The following is a 17,719-nucleotide window of genomic DNA, read 5'->3' on the forward strand; positions in this document are numbered from 1 at the left end:
CCTTTGTTAGATTTTTAATACTATTTGAAGGATATAAGCTTTTTGATATTATCTTTTTTGATTATCTCATGCTTACCAAGTTAAAATTGCCGACTAAAGTTTACCCAGAGACGGTTGGTGCTAAGGGGTATGATAATTTTGGATTTAATGTGAAAAGTCAGGTTGCAAAAATTATAATCTTCTTTTTCGTGAGCCTAATTTTGGCATATTTACTGACCGTTTTGGTTTAACTAAAAATTCATAACTTGTAATGTTCAATTCGACTTCTTGGCTATTTGTTTTAAGGGGCTGTAGCTTAAAAAGAACCAATTATCAGAAATAGATATAAGCCATGAACAGTTATATGAAGATAGGTTAGAGGGAAATATAAGTGAAAGAAACTTCAATCTAATATGTGAGCATATCTAAAAAACAAGACAAGAACCATTCCTATAGGAATGGCTAAATACTGACACAAAAAAATGTATCAACCTTTGCCCTTTTATCAGGATTTAGGTTGATACACAAAATTTTTTACAGACCCTCTAGAATATCAAACTCCATTTGATTTATTTATGCACGAACTTAGTTTGGTTTAGGTGTCGCAATATTATTTCAATTCATCATTTATAAAAAAGTTTGGTACACAAGAAATAATCCGTGCACCAAACTTTTTTGTAGAATTATTAATAACTATGGGAATTAGGCTTCTAATAATTTTCCAGCTATTGGACCTGAATCAAGGGTATAGATCTTTTCTATATCTATGATTACAGCAGCCGCCTTTGGCATTACACCAGCCTTTTCCTTGGCTAGGTTCATATGCTCTTCGTCTGTATAAGATTTGGCTGCACCCACAATCCTAAAGCCCTTGTTGTCTTCTCTTTTAACAAAGGCGATAGCTATCTTGCCATTATTTTTAATATTGGCATGGTGCTTGCCATCTGTATTTTCGCAAAAGATGAGATGTTCATCATCAAGAACCCTCATAGTTCTTTTTGGCCCTATATTAGGATTACCATCCTCATCAACAGTAGCCATATAAGCAAGCTGTTCACCAATTAAGTCTTTTATTTCTTGGGTTAATTTCATATTTTTACCTCTTATATATTATTTTCATTTATAGGATAGCATATTTGGGGAGAGTTGTCAATAATGATTATCACTATTGACTGCAAAATAATAAACATAATTGAAATAATAAAAATTCAAGCAGAACTAAAGTAAAAAAGTCTTACGAATTGAAGGATATAAGCTTTTTGATATTATATTTTTTGATTATCTCATGCTTACCAAGTTAAAATTACCAACTAAAGTTTATCCACAGACGGTTGGAGCCAAGGGATATGATAATTTTGGGTTTAATGCGAAAAGTCAGATCACAAAAGTTATAATCTTCTTTTTCGTGATTCTAATTTTGGCATATTTACTGACCGTTTTGGTTTAACTAGAAATTCATAACTTGTAATGTTCAATTCGACTTCTTGGCTATTTGTTTTAAGGGGCTGTAGCTTAAAAAGAACCAATTATCAGAAATAGATATAAGCAATGAACAGTTATATGAAGATAGGTTAGAGGGAAATATAAGTGAAAGAAACTTCAATTTAATGAATGCGAGAATATCTAAAAAACAAAACAAGAACCATTACTATAGGAATGGCTAAATACTGACACAAAAAAATGTATCAACCTTTGCCTTTTTATCAGGATTTAGGTTGATACACAAAATCATTTACAGACCCTAATTATAGGATGACAGTAATTCAAAGTTCTGCAATAGCTTATTTTGCCTATTTAAGACTTGATTCCACAAACCAAATTTGTTTGTTATAGTCCTCTATATGATTTTCCATAACATTAGCTACAGGGAAATTATCAGCTTCATCTGCTTCTTTTCTAATCTCTAGTGCGAGTTCTTTTTGAAGTTTTATGTCAGATAGGACTATTTCTAATGCTTCTTTAATAGATACTTCTTTAGAAGTTTCAATCTCTTTGATTGTAGAAATTTCTAAATATTCTTTTAGATTAGCAACTGGAAATTCTCCAGACATTCTGATAAGCTCAGCAACTTCATCAAGTCTTTCACCAGCCTTATCATATTCAGATTCAAGATACTCATGTACAGATACAAATTGAGAGCCTACGATATTCCAATGTAGATTATGGATTTTAATGTTTAGTACTGCAAGATTTGCAAGATATGTGTTTAATTTTGTCATTTTATTCCTCGCTTTCAAATAATTTTAATTATCATTATCATTATATACAATAATAAAAAACAAGTCAAGTCTATAATATTGAATAAAATTTACTAGCAAATATTTATTATTTCATCCTAATGTCGTAAAAATGAACAGAAGAAAATTATTTCAGAGATACAAAATCACATCATGCAACAAAAAGGAATAGATAGAAAGATAGAATCTATACAAAAGGAAGTATCAGATATTATCGAAAAGAGTATTATATAAATTTAATAGTGAAACTTAGGAAGAGATAGCAGAAATGTTATCTCTTTTTTAATACAAGAAAGGAGTTTTATATGAAAAAATTAGAACAAATAAGACAAGTGTCAAAAAAATAAAAGATAAAATTGACGATACAGAAGAAAGATTAAGACAACTGAAAAATCAAGAAAAGAAAATATTAAAAGGCTCTTTGTCAAATCGTGTTGGTAAATAAAAATCAACCAAATTCTTAATCAGGGATAGAAAATTCAGAAGAATTAACATATGAAGAAATAAAAATCCTACTAGAAAAAGCAAAAAGACAAAAGAATTTAAAGAAACACTAAAAATAATGAGCGAAAATTAAAAAAAAATAAACAGGAAGATTTTTACAATGAGCATACTGCATAACTTATTTTATTTAAAATTTTTAAGAAATATCTGAAAGAATACTTAGGAGAAAGCAAGATCTTAAATATATCCCAATGGAAATCGTAACTTGCCACTATGAAGAAAGAGAAAATAACCTTTACAATCAAATATTAGGGATATGAGAAGAAGTTGAACAAGCAGAAAAAGTTAAGACTTGCATAGAGCCGTTACAGGAACAAGAAAAACGACTATCACAGGTAAAACAGAACGAGTTAGACCAATAAAAAACAAAAGTGAAATATTTATAACTTAAGCATTGACATCAAGTTTTTTGTGTGATATATTTATAACATCAAGTTAGAAATATATCACTTGAAATTATACGTAAGGAGAATTTGACATGAAAAACAAAGTATCTATACTAGAAGTTGTTGCAACAAAAATTATTATTGCAATTTTAATTGCGGGATATTACTGGTTGTGGAGCAGAAGCGACTATCAGCCTGAATATCAACAGTTTTCAAGCTATTGGGGTTTTATTCTATTTTTGATGCTGATAGTGCATTATTTTAGAGTAAAAAAGTATAAGAAAGAATACTTTGATGAATTTGCGGAAAAAAATCTACACAGATGTGATTCAATATGCTTAAAAATTTTTTGCGTGTTAATGGTTATTATAGCATATTTAGGAGGGATTTTAGGTCATGTAAACGGAATTTCAACAGCGTTGATGGGATGGCTAATTATTGGAACAGTAATTACAATTACAATACTTCGTACGATTATGTTTATAATTATGGATTCTAAAGGGGTATAATTGTGGCACTAATAACAAAAGTTATGGAATATAGAGAAAAGGAAAAATATAAACAATCTGAACTTGCGGAAATGGTAAATGTCAGAAGAGAAACTATTGTACATCTTGAAAATGGAAAATATAATCCGTCATTAAAATTAGCTATGGATATTGCAAAAGTGTTTGATGTTAGCGTAGAAGATTTATTTGAATTTACAGATGATTGAGGCACACAATTTAATTTAGGAAATATAATATGCAATTCACAGGATTGCAATGGGACGATATTGATTTTGATACGGTCGAAGATTTAGATAAATATGAATGGTAAAAATATCTTGCCCCTATTTTGGTTATAAACTTAAAAAATACTCCTGAGAAGACAACATCAAAGGATTCTGAAATAGATAAGTTTTCAAAAGAAGACAGAGAATATATAAAAAACAAGCTGAAATATATAGACCAGACCTTATCATTTGTGGAGGAACAGGAGATATATTCATTGAGAAAATTCTTGATTTAGATACTAGTTCTTGGATTTATATTTCTTACTATTTTAGTTTTTTAATATAATCATCATGAAGACCTGGGGTCTCTTTGTTATAATTACAATTTGGGAGGTATTGTTAATTATACTATGAAAAATTAACCGTATATGGATATATTCTATATGCGGTTTTTGTCCGGAAAATTTAGCTAAGATTGTCTTCAAAAAGTAGAATAAAGAAAATTACATTTTATAAAATGCAAAATTATTGTTTTTTTTGTTTTAAGGGGTACTATTAAGTTTGTAAAAAAGGGGTGAATAAAGTGATAATAGAAAAAATTATTGGAAATGTTTTTGATATAAATGAAGAAAATTTAATAATCAACTGGCTTAATATGCCTTACGACCATGCTCATAAGAAAATTCAAAGATTTGAATATGAGGGTTTGGACTTGGGTCTAAAGCTTTCTGAAGAAGATAGACAAAGAGGTCTAAAGCATGGAGATATAATTTATCGAGAAGCTAATGTAATTTATGCTATCAATATCGAAGAGCTAGAATGCTTAAAGCTTTCTATGGATGAGGCTAAGAGCTTTGTCAACTTGGCATATATTATCGGCAATCGTCATGCAAAATTGTACTGGTCAGAAGATGGCAAATCTCTAATTACACCATACGAGAAGACCCTAGAAGATATGCTAAAGACTGTAGTTGGTATAAAGATGGATAAGGTCATGGCTAAGTTATTGGCAAAAAACAATTTGATGGCAATTCTACCTCAAGGTCAAGTAGTTGATCATCATAGTCACGACCACGATCATGACCACCATCACGACCATGACCACAATCATGATCATCACCATGAATAGAAAAAAATATGAAGAAGAGCTCATCCTCCTTCAATTAAATGATAGTCAATTTCCTATAGGTTCTTATTCTCATTCTTATGGACTCGAAAATTATATCCTAAAGAATTTGATTAAAGATTCGAAAGATATAAAAAAATATTTAATTAACTATTTAAAAACTAGCTTCTATTATAATGACCTTTTAGCTGTATATCTAGCTTACAATTATTTTATAGAAGGAAAAAAAGATGAGCTTTTAGATTTAAATATAAGATTACAGGCTCAAAAAAGCCAAAAAGAGTTAAGGGAAGCTTCAGAGAAGTTAGGCTCAAGACTTATATCGACAGTTCATAAGATGGACATAGCTATGCCAGAACAATACTATGACTACCTAGATTATCATAAGAAAAATGACATTATCATCCATCACTCAGTCGCCTATGCTCTAATTACAGCAAGTCTTGATATTGATTTGACCGCATCTCTTTTGAGTTTTGCTTTTAATATGGCACAGAATCTAGTTATTACAGCGGTTAAGACTGTTCCTATCAGCCAGTTTGATGGGCAGAAAATCTTATATGAAATATATGATTTGATAATAGATTTAGTTACAAAGATAGATAAATTGGATGAGGAGTATTATTTTACTTCATATCCAGGTGTAGAAGTTGCTTCAATGCAACATGAAGTATTATATTCAAGACTTTATATGTCTTAGGGAGGCTTATGGATTACGTAAAAATCGGTGTCGCAGGCCCTGTTGGCTGCGGAAAGACACATTTGATAGAAAAACTAGTAGAAGAATTCAAAAAAGATTACAAGGTAGCAGTAGTTACTAATGATATATATACAGAAGAAGATGCAAACTACCTAAAAGATCAGGGGATTCTTGAAAGAGATAGGATAAGAGGAGTAGAAACTGGAGGATGTCCTCATACAGCTATAAGAGATGATGTTTCTATGAACCTTGAAGCTTGTGAGGATTTAGTCAGAAATTTTAAGGATATAGAAATAATCTTTATCGAAAGTGGTGGAGACAATCTATCAGCAACCTTTAGTCCTGACCTTGCAGATGCCACCATCTTTGTAATAGATGTAGCTGCAGGTGGGGATATACCACGAAAAGGAGGCCCAGGAATTTTAAGATCAGATCTTCTTATCATAAACAAAAAAGATTTAGCTCCTTATGTTGGCGTTGACCTTGAAGCTATGAGAAAGGATACCCTAGCCCAAAGAGGAGATCGTCCATTTATCTTTACTAATATCAAAAATGGCGATGGACTAAATGAGGTCTATGACTGGATAAGAAAGCAAGTCTTATTAGAAGATTTAAAATAATGAAAAAAACATACGCAAGAGCCAGCAGATTATATTTAGAGTTTGAAAATAAGGATGATACAACAATCCTAAAAGATATCTACAATTCGCCACCATTTCTACTTATGCATACATTTAAATATGGAGACTTTACCAAGGCTATGATTATGAGCTCAAGCCCAGGTATCCTGGAAGGCGATATGCAAGAAGAAAAATTCTATGCAAAAAAGAATAGCAAGGTCTTGCTTTCTTCTCAATCATACGAAAAAGTTTATAAGATGAACAAGGATTCTTTCGCAAGTCGTAGGGTCGAAATTCGTGGAGAAGAAAAGTCTGACTTTATTTTTAAACTTTTACCCATGATTCTCTACAAGGATGCAGATTTTAGGGAGGTTATCAAGGTCGATTTAGAAAAAGATGCTAGGCTTATTTTTTCTAACTGCTTTGTAGCTGGTAGAGTTGGCAAGGGTGAAAGTTTTGAATTTAAAAGCTACAAGACTAATCTAGATATCAATCTTGATGAAAAACTTATTTACACCGAAAAAAACCTCATAAGGCCAAGAGAACAAGAGATAAATGAACTTGGCCTGATGGAAGGCTATGACCACTTTTTGTCTATGGTTGCTATAAATTTTTTCAATGAAGATAACATTGGCGAAATCCGCAAAATAATTGAAAAGCATAGCCAAAAAAGAGGCCTAAAAGGTGGGGCAAGTTTAAGTTTTAGAAATGATATTCAAATCAGGATTTTGGGCAAGATGGGCCAGGATCTAATAGAATGTGAAAAAGAAATAATAGATTATTTAATTGAAAAAGGGGGAAGGATATGCATTTAGTACCAAAAGATATTGAACGCTTGATGATATTTACAGCTGGAGAAGTTGCCAGAAAGCGTAAAGAACGTGGACTTAAATTAAACTATCCTGAAGCAGTCGCTCTAATCAGTGCCGAGCTTTATGAAATGGCTCGTGATGGCAAGACTGTTTCAGATTTGATGCAAGAAGGCAGGAAGATTCTAACTAGGGATGATGTCATGGAAGGTGTCCCTGAAATGATTAAGGATGTACAAATAGAAGCCACATTTCCTGATGGAACCAAGCTTGTAACAGTTCATCAACCAATAGTGTAGGAGGCAAAAATGATTCCAGGTGAAATTTTTTATAAAGACGAAGATTTAATTTTAAATGAAGATTTCGAAGCTATTGAAATAAAAGTAACAAATACTGGAGATAGGGCCGTACAAATCGGTTCTCATTTTCATTTTTTTGAAGTGAATAGATTTTTGAAATTCGATCGTAGCATGGCCTTTGGCAAAAAGCTAGACATTCCTGCAGGAAATGCTATTAGATTTGAACCAGGTCAAACCCATAGGGTTAGATTAATTGATATCGGCGGAAATGGAAGGGTGATCGGCTTTAACGGACTCACAAATGGTGTAGCCCATGATATAAAAAAAGATGAAGCCATGAAAAACTTAGTTCAAAAAGGCTACGCTAATATTAATAGTGATGGAGAGGAATAGATGTCATTTAAAATCTCAAGAGAAAAATACGGGTCTATGTATGGGCCAACTACAGGCGATAAAGTTAGACTAGCAGATACAAATATTATAATAGAAATAGAAAAAGATTATGCAATTTATGGAGATGAATCAATCTTTGGTGGTGGTAAGACTGTAAGAGATGGTATGAACCAATCTTCAACTGCAAGCTATGCCTCAGGAACTTGCGATACAGTAATTACAAATGCGATTATCCTAGACTATACTGGTATCTACAAGGCAGATATAGGAATTAGGGATGGTATTATTACAGGAATAGGCAAGTCAGGTAACCCTGATATGAACGATAATGTCAACCCTGGTCTTGTAATAGGGGCAAGCACTGAGATAATCTCAGGCGAAAATAAAATCGTAACCGCTGGAGCAATTGACACCCACGTTCATTTTATATCAGCCGATCAAGCAAATACCGCTCTAGCAGGAGGAACTACTACCCTAATCGGAGGTGGAACAGGCCCTGCTGATGGAACAAATGCTACAACCTGTACTCCAGGCCCTAACCACCTAGAAGCTATGCTAAAATCAGTCGAAGGATATCCAGTAAATGTTGGACTATTAGGTAAGGGTAACTGCTCAAGCAAAGAGCCACTTTATGAACAAATAAAAGCAGGAGCTTGCGGACTAAAGATTCATGAAGACTGGGGAGCAACAAGAGCCGTTATAAATGCCAGCCTTGAAGTTGCTGATGAGTACGATATTGCAGTTGCCATCCATACCGACACCCTTAACGAAGGCGGCACAATCGAAGATACCCTAGATGCTATTGGTGGTAGAGCTATACATTTCTTCCATACTGAAGGAGCAGGAGGAGGACATGCACCAGATCAAATAGTTGCAGCAGGATTTAATAATGTCTTTCCAGCATCAACAAATCCAACCATGCCTTTTACCATAAACACATCAGATGAGCACTTGGATATGGTTATGGTTTGTCACAATCTTGACAAAACCATAGAAGAAGATGTAGCCTTTGCTGACTCAAGGATTAGACCGGAAACAATAGCTGCAGAAGATGTCCTCCAAGACATGGGAGTATTCTCAATAATGTCTTCAGACTCTCAAGCCATGGGCAGGATTGGCGAAGTTGTTATGAGAACTTGGCAAACAGCCTCAAAGATGAAAGACCAACGTGGAGCCCTTAAAGAAGATGAAGCGAATGATAACGATAACTTTAGGGCTAAAAGATATGTAGCCAAATACACTATAAATCCAGCCATAGCCCATGGAGTATCTGAATATATTGGTTCAATCGAAGTTGGTAAACGTGCAGATCTTGTCCTTTGGGAGCCAAAATTCTTTGGAGTTCGTCCAAAACAAATACTAAAAAATGGTCTAATAATAATGGCACCGTCAGGAGATCCAAACGCATCCATACCAACACCACAACCTGTAATATACAGAAGAATGTATGCGGCCATTGGTGGAGGAATTGGTAATTCTTGTTTTACCTTCGTCTCAAAAGCCGCCTATGAATCAGGCATAAAAGAAAAACTAGACCTAAAAAGAATGGTACTACCTGTTCATAATTGTAGAAACATCGGCAAAAAAGATATGAAACTAAACTTCGAAACTCCAAACATCAAGGTAGACCCAGAAACTTATGAAGTAACAATTGAAGGAAAGAAAATCACATGTGATCCAGTAGACAAGGTCGCCCTAGGTCAATTATACAATCTATTTTAAAATAAATATTAGAGCTTAACAAGAACCCCAAAATCCTTACTAGAGATGTAGGGGTCTTAGGGTTCTCCCTAACAAGGTAAAAATTAAAAAAATGGAGCATGCCATAAAGGTCTGCTCCATTAATTTTTTCGTAAGTGTCCGTACATTTACTGCGCTTGCTTCTTTCAAAGCTCCTTTCAAAGTTTATATATTTTTTTCGAAAAATACCGTAATTATAATTTGGTTATTTTTTATTGTTAGAATTGATTACATAAGAAATGGAGGAATAATATATAGAAATTATGCTTGAAACAAGAAATTTAACAAAGTAAATCAAATAACAAATGATACTTGAAAATGTATCAATTAAAGTAGAAAAAGGAAAGACAAAAATAAAATCACCACAAGGCAATCTTATTCCAGTTTATGATATAGGTCGAACAATTTGCGATATAATAATCGACAGAGAAAAAATAGATAAGCAGATTTTCACAGAAGCCATAAAAAGATATTTTAAATCACCAAATAAAAATCTAAGACGACTCATAAAATACAGTAGACTATTTTAAAATAGAAGATGAAATTAGGAAAAATATGGAGGCATTATCGTGATTAATATCGAGAGTATAAAGGGCAAGATAAAAAGCCTAGCAGAGAAGAAAATTTTAAAGTCGCAAGAAGTTCTGAAAATATATTTTTTCGAAAGATTTTTAGAAAGACTATCTAAATCAAAGTACAAAAATAATTGGTACTGTCAAATTTTTTGAATCTGTAAATAATTTTGTGTATAAACCTAAATCCTGATATAAGGATAAGGGTTAATACATTTTTTATGTATCAATATTTGTCAATTCCTATAGGAATAGAGCTTGTCTTAATTTTACTTGGGCTTAATAAACTGTCGAATTTTCATGAAATTTGCAGCCGATTTCATACTAAGTTTTTATCTTAATTAAAACTTCCTTCAAAAAATATTGATAATTGGAATAAGATTTAGTCCCAGCGACGAATCCTATAGGTCCACTTACTTGAGGCATCTACCATTGCTAGATACAAGCTTTTTGTAGTGCGTAGTCATTAGAAAATATTGTCATGTTTTTAGTAACTTTTCTTAATTGCCTATTGAAGTTTTCCATGGCGTTTGTTGTATCTTAGTTTTCTTATTCCTTATGGATATTTAAAATATGTGGATAATTCTGCCAAGTTATTTTTCTAAAAGTTTACACACATTGGGTATTTTTACCCCATTTTTCTTCAAAGATGTCTAAATTTGTTAAGGCTAAGTTTTCTGTTGGTACTTTGTACACTGCTTTTAGGTCTTTCATTAATTTTTTTAACATGTTTGCTATTTTGCTTCTTTTTATTTCTGTTTTTTTCTTGGCATAAAAATTCCTCCTGATTAGTTTTTACTTACCCTAATCAGGAGGTTTCTATACACAAAATTTTACACAGTCTCCGCCATGGTCATTTTTTCTTTATTTATATTCTCTTTTGTTCATTGAACAACAATCTAATTTTTATTTCCAAAAGATTTTTTATTTTCTTTTGCTAGATTTTCCAAGAATTTTTTCCACCTATTTTTTATTGATTCAAAGATTTTCATATTATACCTCCTCGGGTAATTATTTGTAAATTTTCTACAATGATAATACTTATACCAGAAAAAATTATTTTTTCAATTTTTTATATTCCTTTTTTCTATCCCATAATTAAAGACATGTGGAGACTGTAGTATTAATGTCAAGAAATTTAGTTGATAGGCTATAATTCTGTTGAAACAGGTGGCTTTTAGGATCTTTATAAGAAATCTTAAAGGCCTAATTTTTTGCTTTAAATTTTATTTGGAGGGAAGAGTACATTTATAAATTATTGTAGAGTCTCCATACATTGTGGATATTTTAGGTGGATTGTACAGAGAGAATTCAAATTTGTAGATATAAATGAGATGAGCTAGTAAGAAAAAACAATAAAAATTATTTTAAGAGATAGAGGAAAAACACATTGATAATATTCTATATGAATGTATAATTTTATATGAAGAGAGGAAGGAGGCTTACATGAAGGATAAATATATAGAGATATCAAAAAAATTAAAAGTTTTGAGTGATCCAAAACGATTAGAAATTATAGACATGTTATCTTGCAATGAGCTCTGTGCCTGTGAGATATTAGAGAAATTTGATATAACGCAACCAACCTTATCTAATGATATGAAAAGATTAGAGGATGCTAATCTAGTTATCAGTCGAAGAGAGGGAAAAAACATATATTACATTGCAAATAAGAAGATTTTAAATGAGATGCAATCAAACTTAAAGGAGATATTTTATAGTGGAGAGGATTGTATTTGTCATGCTAGGAGCTAGTAGATTTTTTGCAATATACATAGAAATATTTAAATGTATCTATATAAGATAGGAGAACAACTATGGTAAAAAATAAGGATAAAGGAATTAATGTATTTCAAAAATACCTAACTTTATGGGTATTGTTTTGTATGATTGTTGGGGTGCTTATAGGAAAATATATACCTATAATCCCATCTGCTTTAGGTAAAATTCAAATTGCTGGTATATCTGTGCCGATAGCAATATTAATTTGGATTATGATTTATCCAATGATGATGAAAGTAGATTTTCAAAGTATTAAAAGAGTTAGAGAAAATCCAAAAGGTTTATTTGTAACATGGGCTGTTAATTGGCTAATAAAACCATTTACTATGTTTGGAATAGCTTATTTGTTTTTCTTTATTATATTTAAAAGTATCATTCCTAATGATTTGGCAGGTGACTATTTAGCGGGAGCTGTTTTGCTCGGAGCTGCACCATGTACTGCTATGGTTTTTGTGTGGTCGACTCTTACAAAGGGTGACCCTGCTTATACTGTGGTTCAAGTAGCTACAAATGATTTAATAATTTTAATTGCTTTTGTACCTATAGTGAAGTTTTTATTAGGTGTATCTAATGTTGTAGTACCATATAGCACATTATTTACTAGTGTGTTTTTATTTGTTGCTATTCCATTATTAGGAGGTGTTATCACAAGGAAAACAGTAATTGATAAAAGAGGAAAGGATTATTTTGAAAAACAATTTTTAAGTAAATTTGATGGAATGACAACAGTTGGTCTACTACTGACCCTAATAATTATATTTTCTTCACAAGCAAATGTAATTTTAGAAAACCCATTTCATATTTTATTGATAGCTATTCCACTTACCATTCAAACTTTCCTAATTTTTACTATTGCCTATGGTGTAAGCAAAAAAGTAGCTTTACCTTTTGAAATAGCTGCACCAGCAGGTATGATTGGAGCTTCAAATTTCTTTGAATTAGCTGTAGCTGTTGCAATAGCAATATTTGGGATGGGTTCACCAGTTGCATTAGCTTGTACTGTAGGCGTTCTTACCGAAGTACCAGTTATGTTATTTTTAGTGAATATTGCTAATAATACAAAACACTGGTTTTTAGAAAATCAAGAATCTAAAGTTTATGGAGTTTAGGTATGTGGAGTTTTATTCAAGATCAAATTCTAGGTATGAAATGGATCAATAAATTGATTGGAAAAATATTGACAAATCTTGGTCTTGATATAAGCACAAAACTTGGAGGAAGCTTACAATTTTTAATATATGATGTTATAAAAATTACAATATTACTTTGCGTGTTGATTTTTATAATTTCTTATATACAAAGCTATTTTCCACCTGAAAGAAGCAAAAAAATTCTTGGACGTTTTGATGGATTAGGGGCAAATATTATATCTGCTTTACTAGGTACAGTAACGCCTTTTTGTTCATGCTCTTCAATCCCTATTTTCATGGGCTTTACAAGTGCTGGTTTGCCTATTGGAGTGAGTTTTTCATTTTTAATATCTTCTCCAATGGTTGATTTGGGTAGCCTTATTTTACTAATGAGCATCTTTGGAGCCAAAATTGCCCTAGCATATGTAGTCTTAGGGCTAATTATTGCTGTAATTGGTGGTAGTCTCATTGAAAAAATGCATATGGAAAGTTATGTAGAAGATTTTATAAAAAATGCTAGTCAAGTTGATATTAGCTCTCCAAGCTTAACAGTAAAAGACAGGATTGATTTTTGTAAAACTCAAGTTAGTGACACTTTCAAGAAAGTTTTCCCTTATATTTTAGCAGGTGTGGGTATTGGGTCATTGATACACAATTGGATCCCTCAAACTTGGGTGGAAAATATCTTAGGCAGTAATAATCCATTTGGAGTAGTTTTGGCAACTATTGTTGGAATACCCATGTATGCTGATATTTTTGGAACTATTCCAATAGCAGAAGCTCTATTGGCAAAAGGCGCCCAACTAGGAACCGTTATATCTTTTATGATGGCAGTTACTACACTAAGCCTACCATCATTGATTATGTTAAAAAAAGCAGTTAAACCAAAGCTTCTATTTCTATTCATAGGAATTTGTATTTTTGGTATAATTGTTGTAGGTTACTTATTTAACATTATTAGCCCTTTTTTAATATGACGGGGCAGTAAAATGAAATTATTAACAAGAAAGCAAAAAATACATCTCTTGGTAAAAATATATATGGATTAAGGAGGAAAAATGAGATTATTTGGTAAAAAAGACAAAAAAGAGAAAGACTGTACTTGTGGAGGCAATTGTAAGTCTTCTAATAACAAGGATGTTAAAGAATCAAGTTGTTGTGATGTAGATTACTCGTCAGAGAATATAGAAAAAGCAGAAGAAAAGAAAAAAGAAAAGGAGATAAAGATATTAGGTTCTGGTTGTGCGAAGTGTATTGCTTTAGAAAGATCAACTAGGGAAGCACTAGCTGAACTTAATGTTGAAGAATCAATAGACCACATTACAGACTTCTCTCAAATAGCAAGCTATGGAGTTATGTCTACTCCAGCCTTAGTTATAAAGGGAAAAGTTGTATCCTATGGCAAAGTTTTAAACAAGGATGAAGTGAAAGCTTTATTAGAAGACAATGGTGTAAATTAAAATGAGAAAGCCAAAAGTTGCATTTATATGTGTCCATAATAGTTGTAGGAGCCAAATTGCAGAAGCCTTAGGGAAAAAATTTGCTTCAGATGTGTTTGACTCGTATTCAGCTGGAACACAAATCAAAGACCAAATAAATCATGATGCTGTTAGGCTAATAAAAGATATATACAATATTGACATGGAGAAAACTCAATATTCAAAGCTCATTGATGATTTGCCAGATATTGATATATCGATTACTATGGGCTGTGATGTAATTTGCCCTATTGTAGAAAATCAATATACAGAGGATTGGAATTTAGAAGATCCAACAGGTCAAGACGATGACTTTTTTAGGAAAATTATATCTAAAATAGAAGAAAATATTAAGGATTTAAGCCTTAGAATTAAGAAAAATGAAATTGGTTTGAATGAAAAATAGAAGTTGATTTTTGAACAAATCATTAATTGTTCTTTAATAGCTATAATTCCTATCTGGTAGAGATTTATCATTATAATGCCAGTAGGAAGATATAGCTTTTTTACATATTTTCAATTTTAAAACCTTTCAATTAAGATCTCATTTTTAATATTCCTAATTGGATAGGAACTGCTATTATTAATTTTCACAAGGTATAATATTAGTATAAGATTAATATAAAGATTTATTAGGATAGTTTATATTAAAAGGAGGATTGCAAGTGATTGACAAAAGCAATAAAAATTTTTGGGATAAATTTGCTAGGCTCTATGCACCTTTTATGAAAAAAGATGAAGCAGTATATGATAAAGTTTGTGAATATATTTGTCCTTATTTGGATAAAAACATGGAAGTGCTTGAGCTAGCTTGTGGATCTGGTCAATTATCTTTTAGTCTTTCAAAGCATACGAAAAGCTGGTTTGCTACGGACTTTTCAGAACAGATGATTATAGAAGCTAAAAAGCGTGGGCAATACGATAATCTTACATTTGAAACAGCCGATGTAACAGCATTATCCTATGCAAATGAAAAATTTGATTGTGTGTTAATCTCTAATGCTCTTCATATCATGCCAAATCCAGATTATGCAATGAAAGAAATATATAGGGTGTTAAAAGCTAGTGGAATTTTGCTCGCTCCAACTTTTCTATGGAAAGAGGGGAAACAAAGAAAAATCAAAAAGATTTTGATGTCTATTTTTGGGTTTTGGATGTATCAAGAATGGAATAAAGAAGAATTTGAAGCTTTCATTGAGAAATATGGATTTTCAGTACTTGATATGCGACTAGTATATGGAGGTCTTGCACCGATTGGTGTTATGATTGCCGAGAAGGTATCTTAATATATTTTCTATTAGGGGTGGAAAATGACAAATAAATTATATTTATTATTGTTAGGAATAAATATTTTAATTATTATCGTAAATTTCAATCTTTTAAAAAATCCAAAACCTTACCCACCAAAAGAAATTGCAGAGGATTTTAAGAGTGGAAGAGAAAGATTAAATTCATATAAGTATGTGGGTTTGTCCCATTACCTTCTACCAAGACTTGCTAAAAGTGAATCAAATTGGATAAATGGAAATGAATATTGGTATAGGTCAATCATCAAGTTAGGTTTAGTAGGCCTTGTTATTAGCTTGATTACAATGGTATTAGGTGAGGTTTTTAACCTATATGATTCGCTTATTGGTTTGTTTATTATACTAATACCTTCAATTCTAGGCATGATATACATTTGCTATAGGATGGAGAAATATATTTTGAAGGACTAAAGTTAGGATCTAAAATCATAATTGTATGTTTAATGTTTTGATATTTTATATTCTAACTAATTGTACTTTTTGAAATCTTAAGATATAAGCTGTCGATTATAAAAATAAATGGAAAATAAATGAGTAAGTTATTTGATGAATTTAAAATCATATGTTTACAATTAAATAAAATTGGCATAAGGCCAACCCTAATGAGGTCCTTAGGTCTAGAATTTATTACAAAGATCGAATGGAATCTATCAGACATTGATATTCATGTGCCCGGAGACCCAAGAGGTTGGCAGGCTCCTGATGAGGATAGGATTTATGACTGGGATAAGATATTAAAAATAATGGGAGTCCTAGGATACGATCTTATTGACATCCATGAACATGAATTTCAAAAAAGTGAAATCAGTGTAGAATATGGAAGCATTAGTTCCCTTCATGATTTTGCTGGAATCTATGAAGAGGATATAGACCTTGTTAATTTTAATGGAATCGAATTTAGGATACCTAGCAAGGAACAATTTCTAAAAATATATGAAGAATCTTCAAAAGATTCCTATAGAAATGATAATAATAACAATAAAGATTTTGCCAAGATTGATTTTTTGCGAAGGGATATTTAAAAAAATTATTTATTTAATACAAAACTAGAGCTAGGGCTTTTCTAACTCTGGTAAAAAATTAAATTTATCTTCTAAAAATTATAAAATTTATTAATTTATTTTCAAATTTTTATTTCTTTTTAACAAGAGGGATCCTATAGTTGAGATTATCAATACTAGCACTATTGCCCCCAGTCCTTTGATACCAGTTTTTACGTTAGTATTTGCAATTGTCTTATATGAAGTTTGGCTTGTTTTAGTTTATGCTAAGCTTTGCTGGTCAACTGTCTTAGTGCTAGATTCAGTTACTACTTTTTCTTGACTTTGAATAGGTTCTACTTTTTGACTTTGCTTAGACTGATTTGACTTGATTTTTTTGATTTGTTATAATTTCAGAATTTGGCTTTTTACTTGCTTTTTTTCACTAGGTTGGGCATCTTCGAACTGTCCATCATATTCACCAACTTCTCCGCTGTTATTCTTATCAATCATAAATGAATATATCCATTCACTCTTATGAATTGGCAATTTAAACATGCCTGAATTTTGACTTCCTCTATGGTTAAAGGATATTTTCCGTCTATATTCACATTATCAAGCTTTTCTTTTTTATCATCACTTAGTTTTAAATAGGCTTCTTTAGTTTTACTATTATTATAGAATGCTGAATTTTTATATTTTTAAATGATTGATTCTTCAGCTTTTGTTTCTTCATTATTTATTGTATCCATACCATTCTTTCGTGTCGGGCTGACATGGACTACCCAACAGCGGACAAGCTCTGTCTGTACCTGCATGAATAGCTCCTTTGTAATGATTGCTTCGTGGTCGACTTCATCTTAGTATTGAGAAACGGCGCCGTTGTTCTTGATGCGCTTATTTGTTAGGAAATCCGTGGTATAGGTATTTTGAAGCAGCGCGTCATCCATGTACTTTTCGGA

At 31.7% G+C, this 17,719-nt stretch carries 19 protein-coding genes and 5 pseudogenes; 21 read left to right on the top strand and 3 right to left on the bottom strand.

Going from position 1 to position 17,719, the window contains the following annotated elements; translation table 11 throughout:
* A pseudogene (locus NH286_RS07675) lies at positions 1–230 on the top strand (hypothetical protein); the annotation flags it as partial.
* 451 nt (positions 231–681) lie between these two features.
* Here NH286_RS07675 and NH286_RS07680 read toward each other — a convergent pair.
* On the bottom strand, positions 682–1,071 hold the full coding sequence (locus NH286_RS07680; protein ID WP_265238018.1) for a pyridoxamine 5'-phosphate oxidase family protein: 390 nt from the start codon (positions 1,069–1,071) through the stop codon (positions 682–684).
* 139 nt (positions 1,072–1,210) lie between these two features.
* Between NH286_RS07680 and NH286_RS10665 the strand changes: the two are divergent.
* Positions 1,211–1,426: pseudogene (locus tag NH286_RS10665) on the top strand (hypothetical protein); the annotation flags it as partial.
* 343 nt (positions 1,427–1,769) lie between these two features.
* On the opposite strand, the gene NH286_RS07685 reads toward NH286_RS10665, so the two are convergent.
* Positions 1,770–2,198 (bottom strand): Dps family protein, encoded by a 429-nt coding sequence (locus NH286_RS07685; RefSeq protein WP_265238020.1) that lies wholly within the window; start codon positions 2,196–2,198, stop codon positions 1,770–1,772.
* Positions 2,199–3,198: 1,000 nt separating this feature from the next.
* On the opposite strand from NH286_RS07685, the gene NH286_RS07695 reads away from it, so the two are divergent.
* The 11 genes and pseudogenes from NH286_RS07695 to NH286_RS07745 form a co-directional block, all read left to right on the top strand.
* Positions 3,199–3,615 (top strand): hypothetical protein, encoded by a 417-nt coding sequence (locus NH286_RS07695; protein ID WP_265238022.1) that lies wholly within the window; start codon positions 3,199–3,201, stop codon positions 3,613–3,615.
* A 2-nt stretch (positions 3,616–3,617) separates the two neighbouring features.
* A complete protein-coding gene (locus tag NH286_RS07700; protein ID WP_265238024.1) occupies positions 3,618–3,821 on the top strand; it encodes a helix-turn-helix transcriptional regulator in 204 nt (67 codons plus the stop codon).
* Between the two features lie 583 nt (positions 3,822–4,404).
* On the top strand, positions 4,405–4,950 hold the full coding sequence (locus NH286_RS07705) for an urease accessory protein UreE (RefSeq protein ID WP_265238026.1): 546 nt from the start codon (positions 4,405–4,407) through the stop codon (positions 4,948–4,950).
* Positions 4,943–5,647 carry an urease accessory protein UreF gene (locus NH286_RS07710; RefSeq protein ID WP_265238028.1) on the top strand — a complete coding sequence of 235 codons (705 nt, stop codon included), beginning with the start codon at positions 4,943–4,945 and terminating at the stop codon, positions 5,645–5,647. Before NH286_RS07705 ends, NH286_RS07710 begins: the two co-directional genes overlap by 8 nt.
* An 8-nt stretch (positions 5,648–5,655) precedes the next feature.
* Complete coding sequence (ureG, locus tag NH286_RS07715; RefSeq protein ID WP_265214926.1) at positions 5,656–6,267, top strand: urease accessory protein UreG; 612 nt, start codon at positions 5,656–5,658, stop codon at positions 6,265–6,267.
* Positions 6,267–7,082, top strand: coding sequence for an urease accessory protein UreD (locus NH286_RS07720; RefSeq protein WP_265238030.1), 816 nt, complete (start codon positions 6,267–6,269; stop codon positions 7,080–7,082). Before ureG ends, NH286_RS07720 begins: the two co-directional genes overlap by 1 nt.
* Positions 7,073–7,375, top strand: coding sequence for an urease subunit gamma (gene ureA, locus NH286_RS07725; RefSeq protein ID WP_004816472.1), 303 nt, complete (start codon positions 7,073–7,075; stop codon positions 7,373–7,375). Before NH286_RS07720 ends, ureA begins: the two co-directional genes overlap by 10 nt.
* 9 nt (positions 7,376–7,384) lie before the next feature.
* Positions 7,385–7,768 carry an urease subunit beta gene (gene ureB / locus NH286_RS07730; protein WP_265214930.1) on the top strand — a complete coding sequence of 128 codons (384 nt, stop codon included), beginning with the start codon at positions 7,385–7,387 and terminating at the stop codon, positions 7,766–7,768.
* Positions 7,769–9,490, top strand: coding sequence for an urease subunit alpha (ureC, locus tag NH286_RS07735; RefSeq protein ID WP_265238037.1), 1,722 nt, complete (start codon positions 7,769–7,771; stop codon positions 9,488–9,490).
* A 353-nt stretch (positions 9,491–9,843) separates the two neighbouring features.
* A pseudogene (locus NH286_RS07740) lies at positions 9,844–10,081 on the top strand (transcriptional regulator); the annotation flags it as partial.
* Positions 10,078–10,218: pseudogene (locus tag NH286_RS07745) on the top strand (nucleotidyl transferase AbiEii/AbiGii toxin family protein); the annotation flags it as partial. The pseudogenes NH286_RS07740 and NH286_RS07745, both read left to right, overlap by 4 nt.
* A 726-nt stretch (positions 10,219–10,944) precedes the next feature.
* On the opposite strand, the pseudogene NH286_RS07750 reads toward NH286_RS07745, so the two are convergent.
* Positions 10,945–11,072: pseudogene (locus NH286_RS07750) on the bottom strand (LDCC motif putative metal-binding protein).
* Between the two features lie 454 nt (positions 11,073–11,526).
* Between NH286_RS07750 and NH286_RS07755 the strand changes: the two are divergent.
* The 8 genes from NH286_RS07755 to NH286_RS07790 all read left to right on the top strand — a co-directional run bounded on the left by NH286_RS07755 (position 11,527) and on the right by NH286_RS07790 (position 16,799).
* Positions 11,527–11,835, top strand: coding sequence for an ArsR/SmtB family transcription factor (locus NH286_RS07755; RefSeq protein ID WP_265238041.1), 309 nt, complete (start codon positions 11,527–11,529; stop codon positions 11,833–11,835).
* Between the two features lie 62 nt (positions 11,836–11,897).
* On the top strand, positions 11,898–12,971 hold the full coding sequence (gene arsB / locus NH286_RS07760) for an ACR3 family arsenite efflux transporter (protein WP_265238043.1): 1,074 nt from the start codon (positions 11,898–11,900) through the stop codon (positions 12,969–12,971).
* A 2-nt stretch (positions 12,972–12,973) separates the two neighbouring features.
* Positions 12,974–13,969, top strand: coding sequence for a permease (locus NH286_RS07765; protein WP_265238045.1), 996 nt, complete (start codon positions 12,974–12,976; stop codon positions 13,967–13,969).
* Between the two features lie 81 nt (positions 13,970–14,050).
* On the top strand, positions 14,051–14,452 hold the full coding sequence (locus NH286_RS07770; protein ID WP_265238046.1) for a thioredoxin family protein: 402 nt from the start codon (positions 14,051–14,053) through the stop codon (positions 14,450–14,452).
* A gap of 1 nt (position 14,453) precedes the next feature.
* A complete protein-coding gene (locus NH286_RS07775) occupies positions 14,454–14,876 on the top strand; it encodes an arsenate reductase ArsC (RefSeq protein WP_265238047.1) in 423 nt (140 codons plus the stop codon).
* Between the two features lie 259 nt (positions 14,877–15,135).
* Positions 15,136–15,756, top strand: a complete 621-nt coding sequence (locus NH286_RS07780) for a class I SAM-dependent methyltransferase (RefSeq protein ID WP_265238048.1) — start codon at positions 15,136–15,138, stop codon at positions 15,754–15,756.
* A gap of 24 nt (positions 15,757–15,780) precedes the next feature.
* Entirely contained in the window at positions 15,781–16,188 is a 408-nt protein-coding gene (locus NH286_RS07785) for a hypothetical protein (protein ID WP_265238049.1), read from the top strand.
* 119 nt (positions 16,189–16,307) lie between these two features.
* Positions 16,308–16,799 (top strand): hypothetical protein, encoded by a 492-nt coding sequence (locus NH286_RS07790; protein WP_265238050.1) that lies wholly within the window; start codon positions 16,308–16,310, stop codon positions 16,797–16,799.
* Positions 16,800–17,719 lie beyond the last annotated feature (920 nt).

This window comes from Anaerococcus sp. NML200574, from assembly GCF_026131665.1.
GTDB lineage: Bacteria > Bacillota > Clostridia > Tissierellales > Peptoniphilaceae > Anaerococcus > Anaerococcus kampingae.

Bases quoted from the DNA above. Each gene is read 5' to 3' on its own strand.
- NH286_RS07710 (WP_265238028.1), top strand. From the start codon at position 4,943: ATGAATAGAAAAAAATATGAAGAAGAGCTCATCCTCCTTCAATTAAAT.
- NH286_RS07765 (WP_265238045.1), top strand. From the start codon at position 12,974: ATGTGGAGTTTTATTCAAGATCAAATTCTAGGTATGAAATGGATCAAT.
- NH286_RS07680 (WP_265238018.1), bottom strand. From the start codon at position 1,071: ATGAAATTAACCCAAGAAATAAAAGACTTAATTGGTGAACAGCTTGCT.
- NH286_RS07790 (WP_265238050.1), top strand. From the start codon at position 16,308: ATGAGTAAGTTATTTGATGAATTTAAAATCATATGTTTACAATTAAAT.
- ureA (WP_004816472.1), top strand. From the start codon at position 7,073: ATGCATTTAGTACCAAAAGATATTGAACGCTTGATGATATTTACAGCT.
- NH286_RS07775 (WP_265238047.1), top strand. From the start codon at position 14,454: ATGAGAAAGCCAAAAGTTGCATTTATATGTGTCCATAATAGTTGTAGG.
- NH286_RS07720 (WP_265238030.1), top strand. From the start codon at position 6,267: ATGAAAAAAACATACGCAAGAGCCAGCAGATTATATTTAGAGTTTGAA.
- NH286_RS07770 (WP_265238046.1), top strand. From the start codon at position 14,051: ATGAGATTATTTGGTAAAAAAGACAAAAAAGAGAAAGACTGTACTTGT.
- NH286_RS07785 (WP_265238049.1), top strand. From the start codon at position 15,781: ATGACAAATAAATTATATTTATTATTGTTAGGAATAAATATTTTAATT.
- ureG (WP_265214926.1), top strand. From the start codon at position 5,656: ATGGATTACGTAAAAATCGGTGTCGCAGGCCCTGTTGGCTGCGGAAAG.
- arsB (WP_265238043.1), top strand. From the start codon at position 11,898: ATGGTAAAAAATAAGGATAAAGGAATTAATGTATTTCAAAAATACCTA.
- NH286_RS07695 (WP_265238022.1), top strand. From the start codon at position 3,199: ATGAAAAACAAAGTATCTATACTAGAAGTTGTTGCAACAAAAATTATT.
- ureB (WP_265214930.1), top strand. From the start codon at position 7,385: ATGATTCCAGGTGAAATTTTTTATAAAGACGAAGATTTAATTTTAAAT.
- NH286_RS07685 (WP_265238020.1), bottom strand. From the start codon at position 2,198: ATGACAAAATTAAACACATATCTTGCAAATCTTGCAGTACTAAACATT.
- NH286_RS07755 (WP_265238041.1), top strand. From the start codon at position 11,527: ATGAAGGATAAATATATAGAGATATCAAAAAAATTAAAAGTTTTGAGT.
- ureC (WP_265238037.1), top strand. From the start codon at position 7,769: ATGTCATTTAAAATCTCAAGAGAAAAATACGGGTCTATGTATGGGCCA.